We start from the raw sequence: 15,497 nt of genomic DNA on the forward strand, positions 1-15,497 counted from the left end.
CGTCGCTTAGCCTTGGCGCCAGGACAGACCCCCGCATTGCTACCCGGAGCCCCCGACATGAGCCAGTTCCTTCTCTACGAACAACAAGACCACATCGTCACCCTGACCATGAACGAGCCCGAGCGGCGCAACCCGCTTACCGGCAATACCGCGGTGGCGGAGTTCCTGGCCGCGATCGACCGCATCCATGCCGACCGCAGCGTGCGCGCGGTGGTGATCACCGGTGCCGGCACGGCGTTTTCGTCGGGCGGCAATATCAAGGACATGGAGCGCCAGGCCTCCGGCACGGTGCCGGGCATGGAGATTCGCCAGGACTACCGCTGCGGCATCCAGCGGCTGCCGCTGGCGCTGTTCAACCTGGAGGTGCCGGTGATCGCCGCGGTCAACGGCGCCGCCATGGGCGCGGGGCTGGACCTGGCCTGCATGTGCGATATCCGCATTGCGTCGGAACGCGCGCAGTTCGCCGAGTCCTTCGTCAAGCTGGGCATCATCCCGGGCGACGGTGGCGCGTGGCTGCTGCCGCGCGTGATCGGCCTGTCGCGCGCGGCCGAGATGACCTTCACCGGCCAGCCGATCGACGCCAGGCAGGCGCTCGAATGGAACCTGGTGTCGCGCGTGGTGGCGCCCGACGCGCTGCTGCCCACCGCGTATGAACTGGCCGGCCGCATCGCCGCCAATCCGCCGCACGCGGTACGGCTGGCCAAGCGCCTGATGCGCGAAGCGATGCATACCCGGCTGGATACGCTGCTGGAACTGTCGGCCGGCTTCCAGGCGCTGTCGCACCAGACCGCCGACCACCGCGAAGCGGTGCAGGCCTTCCTGGACAAGCGCACCCCGGTCTTTACCGGCAACTGAAGCGGCCGCCGCAATCTCTCCGCCGCAATCTCGCTGGCGTGGCCCTATCCCGCCACGCCCAGCGCGCCTTCGACATTGCGCACCAGGCTGACCAGCCGCGGGCCGATATCCGTCTCCAGCTGCTTGCTCTGCTGGCTGAACACCGGCACCGACGCGGCGAAGATCCAGGCCTCGCCGTCGCGGCACGTGCGCAGCGGCACGGCCACCGATTCCACCTCGCGGTGCAGATCGCGATGGCCGCGGCAGAAGCCGTGCTCCTGCAGGTCGCGCGCGGCATCGTCCAGGCGCGCCTGCAGCCAGTCGGCGCGCGGCGGGTCGGTGGCGCGCAACTGGGCCAGGTAGGCGTCGCGCTCGGCCTGCTCCAGCCGCAGCAGGTACGCGCGGCCCGAGCCGGTGCGGGAGACCGACACGCGCGTGCCGACCTCGGGCCGGAACACGTGGCTGCCGACGCCCTGCGCGATCTCGACATAGGTCAGCGCATGGCCGCTGCCGACGATCAGCTCGACCTGCCCGGCGATATGGTCGGCCAGTTCCTGCATCGCCTGCCGCGCCAGCTGGCGGATCGTCATGCGTGCCAGCGCCGGGGCAGCCAGGTTGATCAGCCCTACCCCCGGCACATAGCGCGACAGCCGTTCCGAGTAATGCAGCAGGCCCAGTTCGCACAGCGTGTCGAGCAGCCGGAACAGGGTCGGCCTGGCCAGGCCGGTGCGCTCCATCAGTTCCCGGCTGCTCAGTTCCTGCACCGTCGGAGAGAAGCAGTTGAGGATCGAGACGCCGCGCGCCAGCGCGCTGACAAGGCGCGCCTCGCCATCGGCATCGGCGGCTGGCGGGGCTGCGGAGGCATGTGGAGCATTAGTCATCGGCAGGTCTGATTCTGAAGTTTTTTGATACGCGTGTCTCAAAAGCCGGATGTTGCCCTTCGCTATTTCGAAAGTCAAACCGGGCTTTTTACGTTTACGTGGCGATTTTTCGACGCCACAATCCCAATTCATCGTATCCGACGATCACTTTTCGATACGGACGTCTCAATATCCCCGCACGACTCGCAACGCTCAGCTTTCTCAGGAGACTCCGCATGCAACAAGCCGTCATCGTCGACGCCATCCGCAGCCCGATGGGCCGCTCCAAGCCGGGCTCGGCCTTTACTGAACTCCATGCCACCGAACTGCTGGCGCAGGTGCTCAAGGCGCTGGTCGAGCGCAACCAGCTCGACCCGGGGCTGGTCGACGACGTCATCACCGGCTGCGTGACGCAGGCGGGCGAGCAATCCGCCGGCCCCGGCCGGGTGGCGTGGCTGGCGGCCGGGTTCCCCGAGCACGTGCCGGCCACCACCATCGACCGCAAGTGCGGCTCCAGCCAGCAGGCGGTGCACTTTGCCGCGCAGGGCATCATGGCCGGCGCCTATGACATCGTCATCGCCTGCGGCATCGAGTCGATGAGCCGGGTGCCGATGGGCTCGGCGCGCATCGGCCAGAACCCGTATGGCCCGTCGATGGAGGCGCGCTACGCGCCGGGCCTAGTGTCGCAGGGCGTGGCGGCCGAACTGGTCGCGGCGAAGTACGAGCTGTCGCGCGAGCAGATGGACAGCTATTCGGCCCGCTCGCACGAACTGGCCGCCGCCGCGCGCGAAAGCGGCGCGTTCCGCCGCGAGATCGTCGGCATCAGCACCCCCAACGGCGTGGTCGAGCACGACGAGACCATCCGCCCCGGCACCTCGGTGGAGAAGCTGGGCACGTTGCAGGCGTCGTTCCGCAACGACGAGCTGAGCGCGCGCTTCCCGCAGATCGGCTGGAATGTGACCGCGGGCAATGCCTCGCAGATCAGCGACGGCGCCGCCGCGATGCTGCTGATGAGCGAAGCGATGGCGCAGCGCCTGGGTTTGAAGCCGCGCGCGCGCTTCGTCGCGTTCGACGTCTGCGGCGACGATCCGATCGCCATGCTGACCGCCCCCATCCCCGCCAGCCAGCGCGCGCTCAAGAAGAGCGGCCTGACGCTGGAGCAGATCGACCATTACGAAATCAACGAAGCCTTTGCCTGCGTGCCGCTGGCCTGGCAGCGCGCGCTCGGCGCCGACCCGGCGAGGCTGAACCCGCGTGGCGGCGCGATCGCGCTGGGCCATCCGCTGGGCGCCTCGGGCGTGCGGCTGATGACCACCATGCTGCATGCGCTGGAAGACAGCGGCCAGCGCTATGGCCTGCAGTCGATGTGCGAAGCCGGCGGCATGGCCAACGCCACCATCATCGAGCGCGTGTAAGCAACCCTTCCGTCGTTCCCGCGAAGGCGGGAACCCAGTGACTTCATAAAACGCTGGATTGCTCGCATTGCTCGCCCTACGGGCCGTCCTACGGACGTCCAATGCGCGGAAGCGCATTGTCCCGCCTGCGCGGGAATGACAGGCAGAGCATTCCTGCCCCATTCAGCAATCGCACCCTACTAGGAGACATCCATGAAACTCGAGCATATGTCCGCCGTCGTCACCGGCGGCGCTTCCGGCCTGGGCCTGGCCTGCGTGCGGCGCCTGGTGGACCGCGGCGTCGACGTGGTCATTGCGGACCTGTCGGAAGAGCGCGGCAACGCCGTGGTCGACGAGTTCGGCGGCAAGGTCCGCTTCGTCAAGGCCGACGTGACCGACACCGAGCAGATGAACGCGGTCTACGACGCCGCCGAGGCCATCGCCCCGCTGCGCGCGCTGATCCATTGCGCCGGCCTGGGCGGCCCGGTGCGCGTGGTCGAGAAGGACGGCTCGCCGGGCTCGCTGGAGAAGTACGAGTCGATCGTGCGCATCAACCTGATCGGCACCTTCAACGCGCTGCGCCTGGGCGCCGCGCGCATGGCGAAGAACGAGCTGGTCGACGGCGAACGCGGCGCCTGCGTGCTGACCGCGTCGGTGGCCGCCTACGAGGGCCAGATCGGCCAGATTCCCTATGCCTCGGCCAAGGCCGGCATCGTCGGCATGACGCTGGTGGCCGCGCGCGACCTGGCACAGCGTGCGATCCGCGTCTGCACCATCGCCCCGGGGCTGTTCGACACGCCGCTGCTGGCCAAGCTGCCGGAGAACGTGCGGGCCTCGCTCGGCGCCATGGTGCCGCACCCGGCGCGCCTGGGCGCGCCCGATGAATACGCCTCGACCGCGCTGCACATCCTCGAGAACCCGATGCTCAACGGCGAAACCATCCGCCTGGATGGCGCCATCCGCATGGCACCGCGCTGAACCGGCCGACCAGACAGGAGACATTGATGAGCGATACGCTGTTGAAGGAAATCCGCGGCAACGTGATGGTGCTGACCATCAACCGCCCGGAGGCCCGCAATGCGATGGACTTCGAGACCGCCACGGCGATTGCCGCGGCGCTGGATGAACTCGATGCGCGCGACGACCTGAGCCTGGCGGTGCTGACCGGTGCCGGCGGCACCTTCTGCTCAGGCATGGACCTGAAGGGCTTCCTGGCCGGCAAGCGCCCGAGCGTTCCGGGCCGCGGCTTCGGCGGCGTCACCGAGCAGCCGCCGCGCAAGGTGCTGATCGCCGCGGTCGAGGGCTATGCGCTCGCCGGCGGCTTCGAGCTGGTGCTGGCGTGCGACCTGGTGGTGGCCTCGCGCGCCGCCAAGTTCGGCCTGCCCGAAGTCAAGCGCGGCCTGGCCGCCGCCGCCGGCGGCCTGATCCGCCTGCCGCGCCGCGTGCCCTACCACGTGGCGATGGAATACGCGCTGACCGGCGACATGCTGCCGGCCGAGCGCGCCTACGAGCTCGGCCTGGTCAACCGCCTGACCGATGCCGGCGGCGCGCTCGACGCCGCGCTGCAGCTGGCCGGCGCGGTCGGCGCCAACGGGCCGCTGGCCATCGCCGCCAGCAAGCAGGTGGTGGCGCAGTCCGGCGACTGGACCCGCGAGGAAATGTTCGTCAAGCAGAAGCCGCTGATCGACCCGGTCTTTACTTCCGCCGACGCGCGCGAGGGTGCCGCCGCCTTCGCCGAGAAGCGCAAGCCGGTGTGGACGGGCAAGTAAAACGCCCGCACCTGACCTGAGAACGGCCGGCCGCAAGCCGGCCGTTCTTGCATTGCCAAGCAGCCCATAAACATACGTGGAGGAGACCCATGACACCCAAGCTGCCCGCATCGCTGTCCCCGTCGCTGACCCCAGCGCTGGCCCATAGCAGCGCAGCACTGCTGCTGGCCACTGCCGCGGCGCTGCCCTGCATGGCCCCCGCGGCCGCGCATGCCGCCGCCTGGCCCGAGCGGCCCATCACCATCATCGTGCCAGGCGCGCCCGGCGGCACCACCGATATCCCGACGCGGCTGGTGGCGCAGAAGCTGTCGGCCATCATCGGCCAGCCGGTGGTGGTCGACAACAAGCCCGGCAGCGGCGGCATCATCGGCACGCAGGCCTTCATGCGTGCGGCGCCGGACGGCTACACGCTGCTGGTCGGCAATACCGGCTCGCATGCCATCAACTACAGCGCCTACAAGCAGCTGTCCTACCAGCCGCAGGATTTCCTGCCACTGACCGACCTGATCTCGTTCGCCAACGTGCTGGTGGTCGGCGCGCAGGCCCCGGTGCGCAGCGTGGCCGAGCTGGTGGCGCAGCTCAAGCAGTCGCCGGGCAAGTATTCCTATGCCTCGGCCGGCATCGGCCAGACCACCCACCTGACCGCGGAACTGTTCCGGCTGCGCACCGGCACCGAGGTCATCCACGTGCCGTACAAGGGCTCGACACCGGCCACCACCTCGGTGCTGGCGGGCGAAACCACCTTCATGTTCGACAACCTGACGCAGGCGCTGCCGCAGATCCGCGCTGGCAAGCTGCGCGCGCTGGCAGTGACCAGCGCCGAGCGCCTGCCAGCGCTGCCCGACGTGCCCACCATGGCGCAAGCCGGCGTCAAGGATTTCGTGGTGATGGGCTGGCTGGGCTTCTTTGCCCCGGCCAAAACCCCGCCGGCGGTGGCTACGGCGCTGCAAGAGGCGCTGGGCAAGGCCATGCGCGATCCCGAGGTGGTGGCGCGCTTCCGCGACATGGGCGGCATCCCGGGCGGCGAGCCCCAGCCAAAGTTCGCCGCGCTGGTGCGCGGCGAGATCCAGCGCTGGGGCGAGACCATCCGGGCGTCGAAGGTTAGCCTGGACTGAAGGGGCTGCCCCTGCCCGGGCCCAAGACCCAGACGTCCTAAGGCCTATCAACCGGGAGCTAAGCTGTCTGGCACGCGCCAAGCAGCATCCTAAGGCTGACCGCGGAACTGTTCCGCCTGCGCGCCGGCACCTAGGTCATCCACGCGCCGTATACGGGCTCCACGCCCGCCACCACGTCGGTGCTGGCGGGCGAAACCACTTTGGTGTTCGACAACCTGACGCAGGCGCTGCCGCAAATCCGTGCCGGCAAGCCGCCACCTTGCTTTGCGACGCACAGTGGGCTCTCAACTTAGAGAACTTCGTGCCGTTATCCAAAGAACCGCCCCGTCGCCCGGTTCATCCCTAACCCCCTGGTGCGCTCCCGCGCGGGCGTTCCCTGGACAAGTGCCGCTGGTCCGTATCGCCGGGTCGATGGCGCGGACACTTGCGTTCAGGGGACTTAGAGGGCCGACAAGCATTCTTCGTACACGTACCAGTCGCTTTCATTGCCGCTGCTACGCGTCGGTTCTCATCCTGAGAATCCATAGATCAGAATTTTCAACATGACTCTTATGAAGGCGCCGACTTTTTTCTGTCAGCTTTCGTGGCACGCGGCAAAGGTATTCAACAAATACCCGGCCTGACACCCTCGTTTTCGCAAACGTTTCCATTGTTTCATCGATTTTCAGACACGTCCTATCGACGCATTAATCGAATTGTCGGTTAATTCGTTTTCGATCAACCAGGACGAACGGTTGATTGCGCACGTCTGGCTTCCCGCACCTCGGTCTGTCGTCCTGCACCCAGGGCATTCTTGGTCGCGCCAACAAAAATAACCCTAGAAGTAACCGCATGGGTCAATGTTCTACCTTGTACATGTTCCGCGCCATACCGGCCGCCTGCTTGCTGTTGGCTGGGACAGCTCTCGCGCAGGGCTCGCCAAATACTGAGGACGCGCTGCGCCGCTCCCGGCAGGAGCAAAACCAGCAATTGCAGCGAGAGCGAAATATCGAGCAGGCCGATGACCGCGCCCGCCAGGTGCAGTCGCCCAATGTCTCGCTGGACGGCAGCGCTGCGGAGCAGGAAGCCCAATCAACCCAGCTTCCACGCGAAGCTCCATGCTTTGCCATTGAGCACCTGCAGCTGTCAGTACCAGAGGCGCTGTCTGCCGGAATTCGCGCCCAAGGCGCGAGCGCATTGCCAATGGACACTTTCCACTTCGCACAGGCCTACCTGGACCAGTACGCAGGCATTTGCATTGGCCGCGAAGGCGTGAACATGATTGTTCGCCGTCTGGGCGCGCAAATCCTTGGCCGGGGCTACACCACTACCCGCGTGGCAGTGCCGGAGCAAGATCTGTCGTCCGGCACGCTGCGGCTGTCGCTGATTCCTGGCGTCATCCGTCAGATCCGCTTTGCCGACGAATCGCTTCGTGGGAGGTGGCAGAGCGCATTTCCATCCCGCCCCGGCGATCTGCTCAATATCCGGGACCTCGAACAGGGGCTGGAGCAGATGAAGCGCGTCCCCAGCCAGGATGTCGAGATGCAGATCGTCCCCGGCGAGATGCCTGGCGAGTCCGATGTCGTCATTTCGGTGAAGCGGGCCAAGGCTTGGAGGGTGGTGGCATCGCTTGACGACAGCGGCAGCAAAGGGACGGGACGCCTGCAGGGCAACCTGTCGCTAGGCATCGACAACCCGCTGGGCCTGAACGACCTCTTCAACCTTGGCGTCGGCCACGATGCCAATGTCAATCAGGGCGGACGTGGCACACGTGGCGCCAATGCCTCGTATTCCATGCCTCGGGGAAATTGGACGTTCGGCGCCGCGGGTAGCACCTACAGCTACTTTCAGCGCATCGCCGGCGCAAACCAGGCGTTCGAATCCAGCGGCAATTCAAAAACCGCTGAGTTCAAGGCACAGTACTTGTTCCAACGCGACCAGTTCCAGAAAAACTCCTTGCAGTTTCGCCTTGGCCACCGTTGGAGCCACGCGTTCATTGAGGACACCGAAATCCTCAACCAGCAGCGCAGCACCACTTTTGCGGAAGTCGGATGGCTACATCGCCGCTACTTCGGCGCATCGCAACTTGATCTCTCACTCGCTTACCGCTTCGGCGTGCCGTGGTTCGGCGGCCAGACGGAGATCCGAACGATCGAACCCAACTTCGCTAGCCAGCGTAGCAAGTTTCTCTATCGCGTCGCCACGCTCGACGCCAACTTGGTGGTGCCCTTCTCAGTGCCTGCCGGAGCCGGCGGCAGCCGGTTGCCATTGCGCTACATCACCACCTTCCACGGCCAGTACACCGGCCAGGCACTGTTCGCCAGCGAGTTCATCTCCATCGGCAACCGTTGGACCGTGCGCGGCTTCGATGGCGAAGTGACGCTCGCCGCCGAGCGCGGTGCCTACTGGCGCAACGATCTGGAGATCCCTCTCGGGTCGACCGGCCAGAATTTTTACCTTGGACTCGACGCAGGCACCGTTGGGGGGCGCAGCGCCAGCTACCTGGCCGGCCGCACTCTGGCAGGCACGGCGATCGGTGTACGCGGCAGCCCTATGAAGGGGCTGTACTACGACGCTTTTCTGGGTTGGGGGCTGGTGAAGCCCGCCAATTTTCCCACGCGCTCGCCGGCAGGCGGGTTTTCGGTGTCCTACCAATATTAGGAAAAACAGAAATGAAGACTCTCCGGCGCGCCGCTGGTTGGCATCGACACGGTAACGGCGGAAACAACCGGCATCTCCCTCGCCAACCAACTCAATTCAGCACGTAGACACCTGGCCTGCCGGCACCTGCTCCTTGAGCGCTTCCCCGGCGAGGCGTTGTTTGATGTTTGACGTCCTAATAGCATGAATGACAAGCGCTTTCGACTAATCTTCAACAAGCACCGAAACATGCTGATGGCGGTGGCCGAGTGTGCCATCGGCGCCCGCAAGGTGGCGTCCGGGGAACGCGCCGGACGTACCGCGAGAACGAATAGCTCATGTAGCTCTTGCCGGGCGGCAAAGTTGCGCCCCATGGCCTGGGCGGTGCTGCTCTCACTGGGATGTGTGCATTTTGCTGCTGCGCAGATCGTGTCCGACCCGCGCGCCGGGCACGGTCCGAACGTCACAGCGACGGCCAACGGCACGCCGCTGGTTGGGGTAACTACGCCATCAGCGGCCGGCGTTTCGCGCAACCAGTACCAGCAGTTCTCCGTGGATGGGCGCGGCGCGATCCTAAACAACGCCACGGTCATTACTCAGACGCAACTGGGCGGCTACGTGCCCGGCAATGCAAATCTGGGTACCAGCGGCCCCGCTCGCGTGATCCTGAATGAAGTGACAGGTGCCAACCCATCGCAATTGAATGGCTATATCGAGGTCGCTGGCCAAAGAGCCGACGTGATCATCTCGAACGGCAATGGCATCTCAGTGAATGGCGGCGGCTTCATCAATGCCAACCGCGCCACGCTGACAACAGGTGCTCCCGTGTTCGGCGGGGATGGCACTCTCGCCGCCTTTCGTGTCACGCGCGGTGGCATCCAGGTCGAAGGTGCCGGCTTCAACGGGACCAGCCTCGATCAAGTGGACCTGATCGCACGGTCTGTCGAGGTCAACGGCCAACTTTGGGCTAACACTGCCAATGTGATCGCGGGTGCCAACGAAGTGGACTACGCCAACCTCGGCGTGCGGTTGATTCAGGGCGAAGGCGCGGCCCCGACGGTCGGCATCGATGTGGCGAACCTTGGCGGGATGTACGCGAATCGCATTCGCCTGATTGGCACGGAGGCCGGCGTCGGAGTGCGCAATGCCGGCACGCTGGCTGCCCAGGCGGGTGATTTCAGCATCGACGGCGCTGGCCGTGTGTCGCTGTCCGGCACCACCTCGTCGACAGGCGCGCTTGCGCTCCACGGTGCGCAAGGTATCGACAACAGCGGCTCCACGGCGGCAGGCGCCAGCCTTTCGGCGACGGGCGAAGGCGACATCCGCAACTCAGGCGCCCTGATCGCCGGACGGGACGTGCGCGTCGCTGGCCAGTCAGTCCAGTCCACCGGTACCTTGGCCGCCGGCATCGACGCCAACGGCAACATGACCCAAGGGGGCGACCTTGCCGTCACCGGCGCACTGGGTGTGGGCATGACGGGCCAGAATCTCGCCGGCAGCAACATGTCGGTTACCGGCGCCCACATCAGCCTCGCGGGCAGCCAGACACGTGCCGCAAGCAATGTCGCGCTCACCGCGCAGGCGGGCATACTGGATCTCGCCGGCGCCACCGTTACGGCAGGCCAGCAACTGACGGCAAGTACCACCAGCCTCCTGCGTAGCGACGGCGCCAAAGTGAGTGGCGCGCGCATCGACGTCAGCGCGCAGCAGCTCTCCAACAAAGGCGGCACGCTCTATGCGCAACATGGCACGGCCCTGTTGATCCGGGGCGATGCCGATAACTCCGGCGGCCAGGTCCTGGCCGATGCGGGCGACCTGTCGCTGTCCGCTGACGGCCTGCTGACTAACGCCGGGGGCCGCATCACGAATGCCGGAACCGGCGGAACGACCATCCGCGCCCGGCGCATCGAGAACACCGGCAACGGTGCGATCGGTGGCAATGGCGTCGCAGCCATCGCCGCCGACCAACTGGTCAACACCGGCGGCGCCCAACTCATCGCCGGCACAAATCTCGGGCTGCATCTCACGCGGTCGGCAGACAATGCCGGCGGGCAAATCCACGCCGGACAACGCCTGACCATCGATGGCAGCCAGGTTATCTGGCGCAACGACGGCGGCACCATCTCCGGCACGTCGGTCCAGCTCGCCGGCAGCTCGTTGTCGAGTCGACAAGGTACGGTGCTGGCCAAGGATAGCCTGGATCTCGGAATCACCGGGGACATTGACAACTCTGGCGGCATACTACAGGGCGGCCAGTACCTCGGCATACGCGCCGCTGGCAGCATCATCAATGACGGCGGCCAGGTGCTCAGTGTCGATGCCAATAGCTCTGCAGTGGTCAATGGGACAACTGTCACGAACACCAACGGCGGTATCGTCGGCGGAAACGGCTCGCTGTCGCTCACGGCGGACAGGCTGGCCAATACCAACGGTGCGCAACTGGTGGCTGGGGCCGACCTTGCGCTGCACGTCAGCGATGCGGGCGACAACTCGGGCGGGCAGATTCGCGCCGCGCAGGCCCTGACCATGGACGGCACCGGTGCCGCCTGGACCAACGACGGCGGCACGATCACCGCCGGTGCGTTGCGGCTGGCCGGCGGGTCACTATCGAACCGGCAAGGCGCCATCGTCTCGGATGGGGCACTCTCGGCCGCCATCGGTGGCGATATCGATAACGCGTCCGGCACCATCCAGGCCGGGGATACGTTGGCCATCGAAGCCACCGGCGCGCTTCGTAATGCCGCAGGGCGGGTTGTCGGGACCAGCGCAGCCGACGCCACGGTGCGCGCCGCGGTGGTTGCCAATACCAATGGCGGACTGCTTGGCGGCAATGGCGCCGCATCGGTTACCACCGACCAGCTGGTCAACACCGGCGGCGCCCAATTGGTCGCCGGCACCGACCTCGGCCTGCACCTCGTCCAGTCGGCGGACAATACCGGCGGGAAAATCTATGCCGGTCAGCGCCTTACGGTGGATGGCAGCCAGGTTGCCTGGCGCAATGACGGCGGCACCATCTCCGGCAAGTCGGTCCGGTTTGCGGGCGCTTCGCTGTCAAACCGCCAGGGCACCATGCTGGCTGACGAGGAGCTGACTGGCTCCCTCGGTGGCAACGTGGACAACACCGGCGGCGCCTTGCAGGGCGGCACCACGCTGGACGTTTCGGCCGGTGGCACGCTCACCAATGATGCGGGCCAGATCGTCAACACGGGCACCGGCCAGACGCGCGTGGTTGCCAGCAGCCTGATCAGTACGAATGGCGCCATGGTGGGGGGCAACGGCGACGTACAGGTGCAAGCGCGGCAGCTCGCGAACACCGCGAGGGCCCAGATTGTCTCGGGTGGCGCCCAGCTCCTCGAGGTGGGACAGTCGTTCAACAATGCCGGCGGCCAGGTCTATGGCGGTACTGGCCTGACGGTCAACGGTGGCGCAGCAGCCCTGAATAATGACGGCGGCAGCCTCGCCTCGGGCGGCGACAGCGTTGTGCAGGTCGCATCGCTCAGTAACCAGGGCGGCAAGGTCATCGCCGATGGCGATATCGGCATCGATACGCACGCCCTCACCGGGGTCGGCACCGTCCACAGCGGCCAGGACCTGCGTCTCGCCATGCAAGGTGACTACGCCAATGTCGCTGGCAACCTGCTCAAGGCCGAGCGCAATCTGTTGTTCGGCACCACCGGCGCCTTCACCAACCAGGGGAAACTGGAGGCTGTCAACGCCCTCACGATCAACAGTAGCCGCATCGTCAACGAGGCCGGCGCGACCATCAATTCGGCGGCGACGACCCTGAACGCCACGGCGGATATCGCCAACGCGGGACGCATCGAGGGCGATACCGTCGTCACCAATAGTGATGTGCTGATCAATACCGGCACGGTGATTGGCCGCGAGGTCACCGGCAGTCACCGGGAGATTCACAACACGGGGGCGGCGGCCATCATGGCGGCCACCGACACCCTGAATGTGTATGGCCGCGAACTGGTCAGCAACACGGAAGGCGCGACGCTCTACAGCCTGGGCGATTTGAACATCGCTGCCAACCGCGAGCGCGACGAACGGGGCTACCTCAAGAACCGCACCGGCCGGGTACTCAACGACAGCAGCACCATCGAGGGCGGTAGTGACTACAGTGTGGTCGAGATCGCGGCGCAGGAGCTGATCAACCAGCGCCCCGACCCGTTGATTATCAGCGACACCACCGTCGATACCAAACACCAGCTCAAGCGCGAGAAGTACATTCACTGCGCCACGACCAATGCATACCCGCAAATGGGTTGCACGCAGGAACTTTGGGAAGGCCCCTACAAGACTCCCGTAGACCGCACCTTCACCGCCGCACAGATCCTGTCTCGCGACGATGCCAGGCAACGGCTGGTGGTCGATATCAATGGCGTCGCCAGCCAGATCGACTACAACACGCTCACCGAGAGTAACGGCGTACTGCAGGTCAACTACTGGGACGGCTACGACCGTGATGTCCACTACGACCCCGGTACCGAATATGCCACTCTCAGCGATGCGCAGCGCGGCTGGCAACGCGTCGAGATCGCGCGGGACACGACCACCACGACGATCACTGACCGCGACGCCAACCCCAACCAACCGGCAGCAAACCTGGTGTCGGGCGGCGCCATGATCCTGGCCAATGTCGCCAGCCTGACCAACCGCTACAGCACCATTGCGGCGGGTGACAGCATGCAGATTGGCGACCAGAGCGCCGCTTCCGGCGCGCTGGAATCCGGCCAGTTCGGCACTACCACTGTCACCAATGTCGGCCAGACGCTCTACCGGCGCACGACGCAGGACATTGTTTCCACTTATGCGTGGAGCAAGGACACCACCCAAGATGTGGGGCCGGTCGCCCAGCCTGGCGTAGTGCTGGCGCCCGTCGCGGTCGGCAGGATAAGCGGCAACATTACCGCTGGCCAGCGACTTGCCATCTTCGGTGGCGACGTCCGCAACGAGGATGTCGGCAAGAGCGATCCGCTGGCAGGAACCGGTAGCACGGGCGTATCCGGTGTGACCGTCGCCGGCGTGTCGCCCATTCAGGGCAGTAATGCCGGTCACGGCGGCAGCACCGGCGTGACCGGTCACAGTGTTGATGCGCAATCGATCGCAGTCACTACGCTGGCCAACGCGCCGATCAGCCTTCCGACCAATGGTCTGTACCAATACCACACCGAGCCTGGCTACACCTACCTGATCGAGACAGACCCTCGTTTTACCCAATATGGCAAGTTCCTGTCGTCGGACTACATGCTGGGGTTGCTCGGCATAGACCCGGCCATGACGCAGAAGCGCCTGGGCGACGGCTTCTACGAACAGAAGCTGATTCGCGACCAGGTGACCCGCCTGACCGGGCACGTCACCCTTGCCGGCTATGACAGTGCCGAAGAGCAGTACAAGGCACTGATGGCCTCCGGCGTGCATGCCGCGCAGCAGTTCAACATCCTGCCGGGCATGGCACTCACTGCGGCGCAGATGGATGCGCTCACCTCGGACATCGTCTGGCTGGTGTCGGAGACGGTCACACTGCCGGACAGCAGCACCCAGAGCGTACTGGTGCCGCGCATCTATCTGGCGCGTGCGCAGGCCGCCGACCTGCAGGCCAACGGCGCGCTGATCGCGGCCGACGACCTGGAACTGCACAGTGCCGGCACGATGGAGAACAGCGGCATCGTCGACGCCAAGAGCCGCCTCTCGATCGCCGCCAGGGACGATGTGGTGAACCGCGGCGGTGCCATTCGCAGCCAGGGCATCACGGCCATCTCCGCCGGCCGCGACATCCTGAACCAGTCCGGGCAGATCAGCGGCGACAAGGTGGGGCTGGTAGCCCGGCGCGACATCCAGAACATCACCCTTTTCAACCAACTGGGCGTACAGTCGGCGGCGGGCAACTCGAAGGCTTCGAGCAGCCTCTACGGCGAGCAGGCGGGGATCGCCTCGCAGGGCGACATGCTGCTCTCGGCGGGCAGGGATATCAGCGCCACCGGCGCGACCATCGAGGCGGGTGGCGACGCCGCCCTGCTCGCTGGACGCAACCTCACCTTCGATACGCTGGAAGGCAAGACCAATCAATCGATCCACAACAGCGCCAAGCTCCACAGCGAGGACAGCCGGACCGAGCATGCGATCAGCTCTGTCAAGACCGGCGGAAGCCTGACCACCAGCAGCGGCGGCGACACCACCCTCAAAGGCACCCAGGTCAGGACCGGCACGGACCTGACCATGGTGGCTGGGGGTGACCTGAAGGCCAGCGCCGTCACCAACGAAACCACGCATGACAATGTGGCGCGCCAGAGCAAGCAGCGCCAACTGGAAGAACATAGCCGCGCCCAAAGCACCGTCGGTGTAAGTCTTGAGGCCGGCGGCAATGCCACGCTGGCCGCCGTCAAGCCGACGAGTCAGGGCGGCGGGCTGGATCGTACTGATGGCAAGGGCAACGTAACGCTGGTCGGCACTAACGTGAAGGCGGGCGCCGATGGCCAGGGCGGCGGCACCCTCACGGTGGTGGCCGACCGCAATGTGACGGTGACCGAGGCACGCGAACTGGACGACAGCAGCATCGATATCCAGCGCAAGAGCGGCAGCTTCGTATCCCGTACCTCGACCAGCGAGCAGTCAAGCCGCCACAGCGACATTGGTGTAGGCAGCACACTGTCTGGCGATACCGTCCACGTCAAGGGCGGCAACGACGTGACGGTGCGCCAGAGCGCCATTGCCGCGACGGATGGCGTCGCCCCTCACGGCCACGCGCGGCGACGTCCTGATCACCGCTGGCCAGAATATCCGCGAGGACAGCGACGCCCTGCAGGTCAAGAAGTCCGGCGTCTCCGGATTTGCCGGCAAGGGCGGCGTCGGCATCTCGGTGGGCAAGAGCGAGGCATCGGGCGCTAGCCACACGCTGGC

At 65.9% G+C, this 15,497-nt stretch carries 8 protein-coding genes and 1 pseudogene; 8 read left to right on the plus strand and 1 reads right to left on the minus strand.

Annotation, left to right across the window (positions count from 1 at the left end; genetic code table 11):
* Positions 1-57 precede the first annotated feature (57 nt).
* Positions 58-855, plus strand: coding sequence for a crotonase/enoyl-CoA hydratase family protein (locus ACEI37_RS19195; protein ID WP_373380232.1), 798 nt, complete (start codon positions 58-60; stop codon positions 853-855).
* A 44-nt stretch (positions 856-899) separates the two neighbouring features.
* On the opposite strand, the gene ACEI37_RS19200 is transcribed toward ACEI37_RS19195, so the two are convergent.
* Positions 900-1,715: an IclR family transcriptional regulator gene (locus ACEI37_RS19200; protein WP_373380233.1), complete on the minus strand. Its 816-nt coding sequence runs from the start codon at positions 1,713-1,715 to the stop codon at positions 900-902.
* 215 nt (positions 1,716-1,930) lie between these two features.
* Between ACEI37_RS19200 and ACEI37_RS19205 the strand changes: the two genes are divergently transcribed.
* The 7 genes and pseudogenes from ACEI37_RS19205 (at position 1,931) to ACEI37_RS19235 (ending at position 15,485) form a co-directional block, all read left to right on the plus strand.
* Positions 1,931-3,109 carry an acetyl-CoA C-acyltransferase gene (locus ACEI37_RS19205; protein WP_373380234.1) on the plus strand — a complete coding sequence of 393 codons (1,179 nt, stop codon included), beginning with the start codon at positions 1,931-1,933 and terminating at the stop codon, positions 3,107-3,109.
* 192 nt (positions 3,110-3,301) lie between these two features.
* A complete protein-coding gene (locus tag ACEI37_RS19210; protein WP_373380235.1) occupies positions 3,302-4,066 on the plus strand; it encodes an SDR family NAD(P)-dependent oxidoreductase in 765 nt (254 codons plus the stop codon).
* 26 nt (positions 4,067-4,092) lie between these two features.
* Positions 4,093-4,857 (plus strand): crotonase/enoyl-CoA hydratase family protein, encoded by a 765-nt coding sequence (locus tag ACEI37_RS19215; RefSeq protein WP_373380236.1) that lies wholly within the window; start codon positions 4,093-4,095, stop codon positions 4,855-4,857.
* Positions 4,858-4,946: 89 nt separating this feature from the next.
* Positions 4,947-5,972, plus strand: a complete 1,026-nt coding sequence (locus tag ACEI37_RS19220) for a Bug family tripartite tricarboxylate transporter substrate binding protein (protein ID WP_373380237.1) — start codon at positions 4,947-4,949, stop codon at positions 5,970-5,972.
* Between the two features lie 95 nt (positions 5,973-6,067).
* A pseudogene (locus ACEI37_RS19225) lies at positions 6,068-6,223 on the plus strand (tripartite tricarboxylate transporter substrate-binding protein); the annotation flags it as partial.
* Positions 6,224-6,827: 604 nt separating this feature from the next.
* Complete coding sequence (locus tag ACEI37_RS19230; RefSeq protein ID WP_373380282.1) at positions 6,828-8,612, plus strand: ShlB/FhaC/HecB family hemolysin secretion/activation protein; 1,785 nt, start codon at positions 6,828-6,830, stop codon at positions 8,610-8,612.
* A 183-nt stretch (positions 8,613-8,795) separates the two neighbouring features.
* Positions 8,796-15,485, plus strand: coding sequence for a filamentous hemagglutinin N-terminal domain-containing protein (locus ACEI37_RS19235; protein ID WP_373380238.1), 6,690 nt, complete (start codon positions 8,796-8,798; stop codon positions 15,483-15,485).
* The last annotated feature ends 12 nt before the right edge of the window (positions 15,486-15,497 follow it).

This window comes from Cupriavidus nantongensis (assembly GCF_041726985.1).
Classification (GTDB): Bacteria; Pseudomonadota; Gammaproteobacteria; order Burkholderiales; family Burkholderiaceae; genus Cupriavidus; species Cupriavidus nantongensis_A.

What these genes read in the sequence shown, in the direction of transcription:
- ACEI37_RS19195 (WP_373380232.1), top strand. Translation starts at nt 58, where the DNA reads ATGAGCCAGTTCCTTCTCTACGAACAACAAGACCACATCGTCACCCTG.
- ACEI37_RS19200 (WP_373380233.1), bottom strand. Translation starts at nt 1,715, where the DNA reads ATGACTAATGCTCCACATGCCTCCGCAGCCCCGCCAGCCGCCGATGCC.
- ACEI37_RS19205 (WP_373380234.1), top strand. Translation starts at nt 1,931, where the DNA reads ATGCAACAAGCCGTCATCGTCGACGCCATCCGCAGCCCGATGGGCCGC.
- ACEI37_RS19210 (WP_373380235.1), top strand. Translation starts at nt 3,302, where the DNA reads ATGAAACTCGAGCATATGTCCGCCGTCGTCACCGGCGGCGCTTCCGGC.
- ACEI37_RS19215 (WP_373380236.1), top strand. Translation starts at nt 4,093, where the DNA reads ATGAGCGATACGCTGTTGAAGGAAATCCGCGGCAACGTGATGGTGCTG.
- ACEI37_RS19220 (WP_373380237.1), top strand. Translation starts at nt 4,947, where the DNA reads ATGACACCCAAGCTGCCCGCATCGCTGTCCCCGTCGCTGACCCCAGCG.
- ACEI37_RS19230 (WP_373380282.1), top strand. Translation starts at nt 6,828, where the DNA reads ATGTTCCGCGCCATACCGGCCGCCTGCTTGCTGTTGGCTGGGACAGCT.
- ACEI37_RS19235 (WP_373380238.1), top strand. Translation starts at nt 8,796, where the DNA reads ATGAATGACAAGCGCTTTCGACTAATCTTCAACAAGCACCGAAACATG.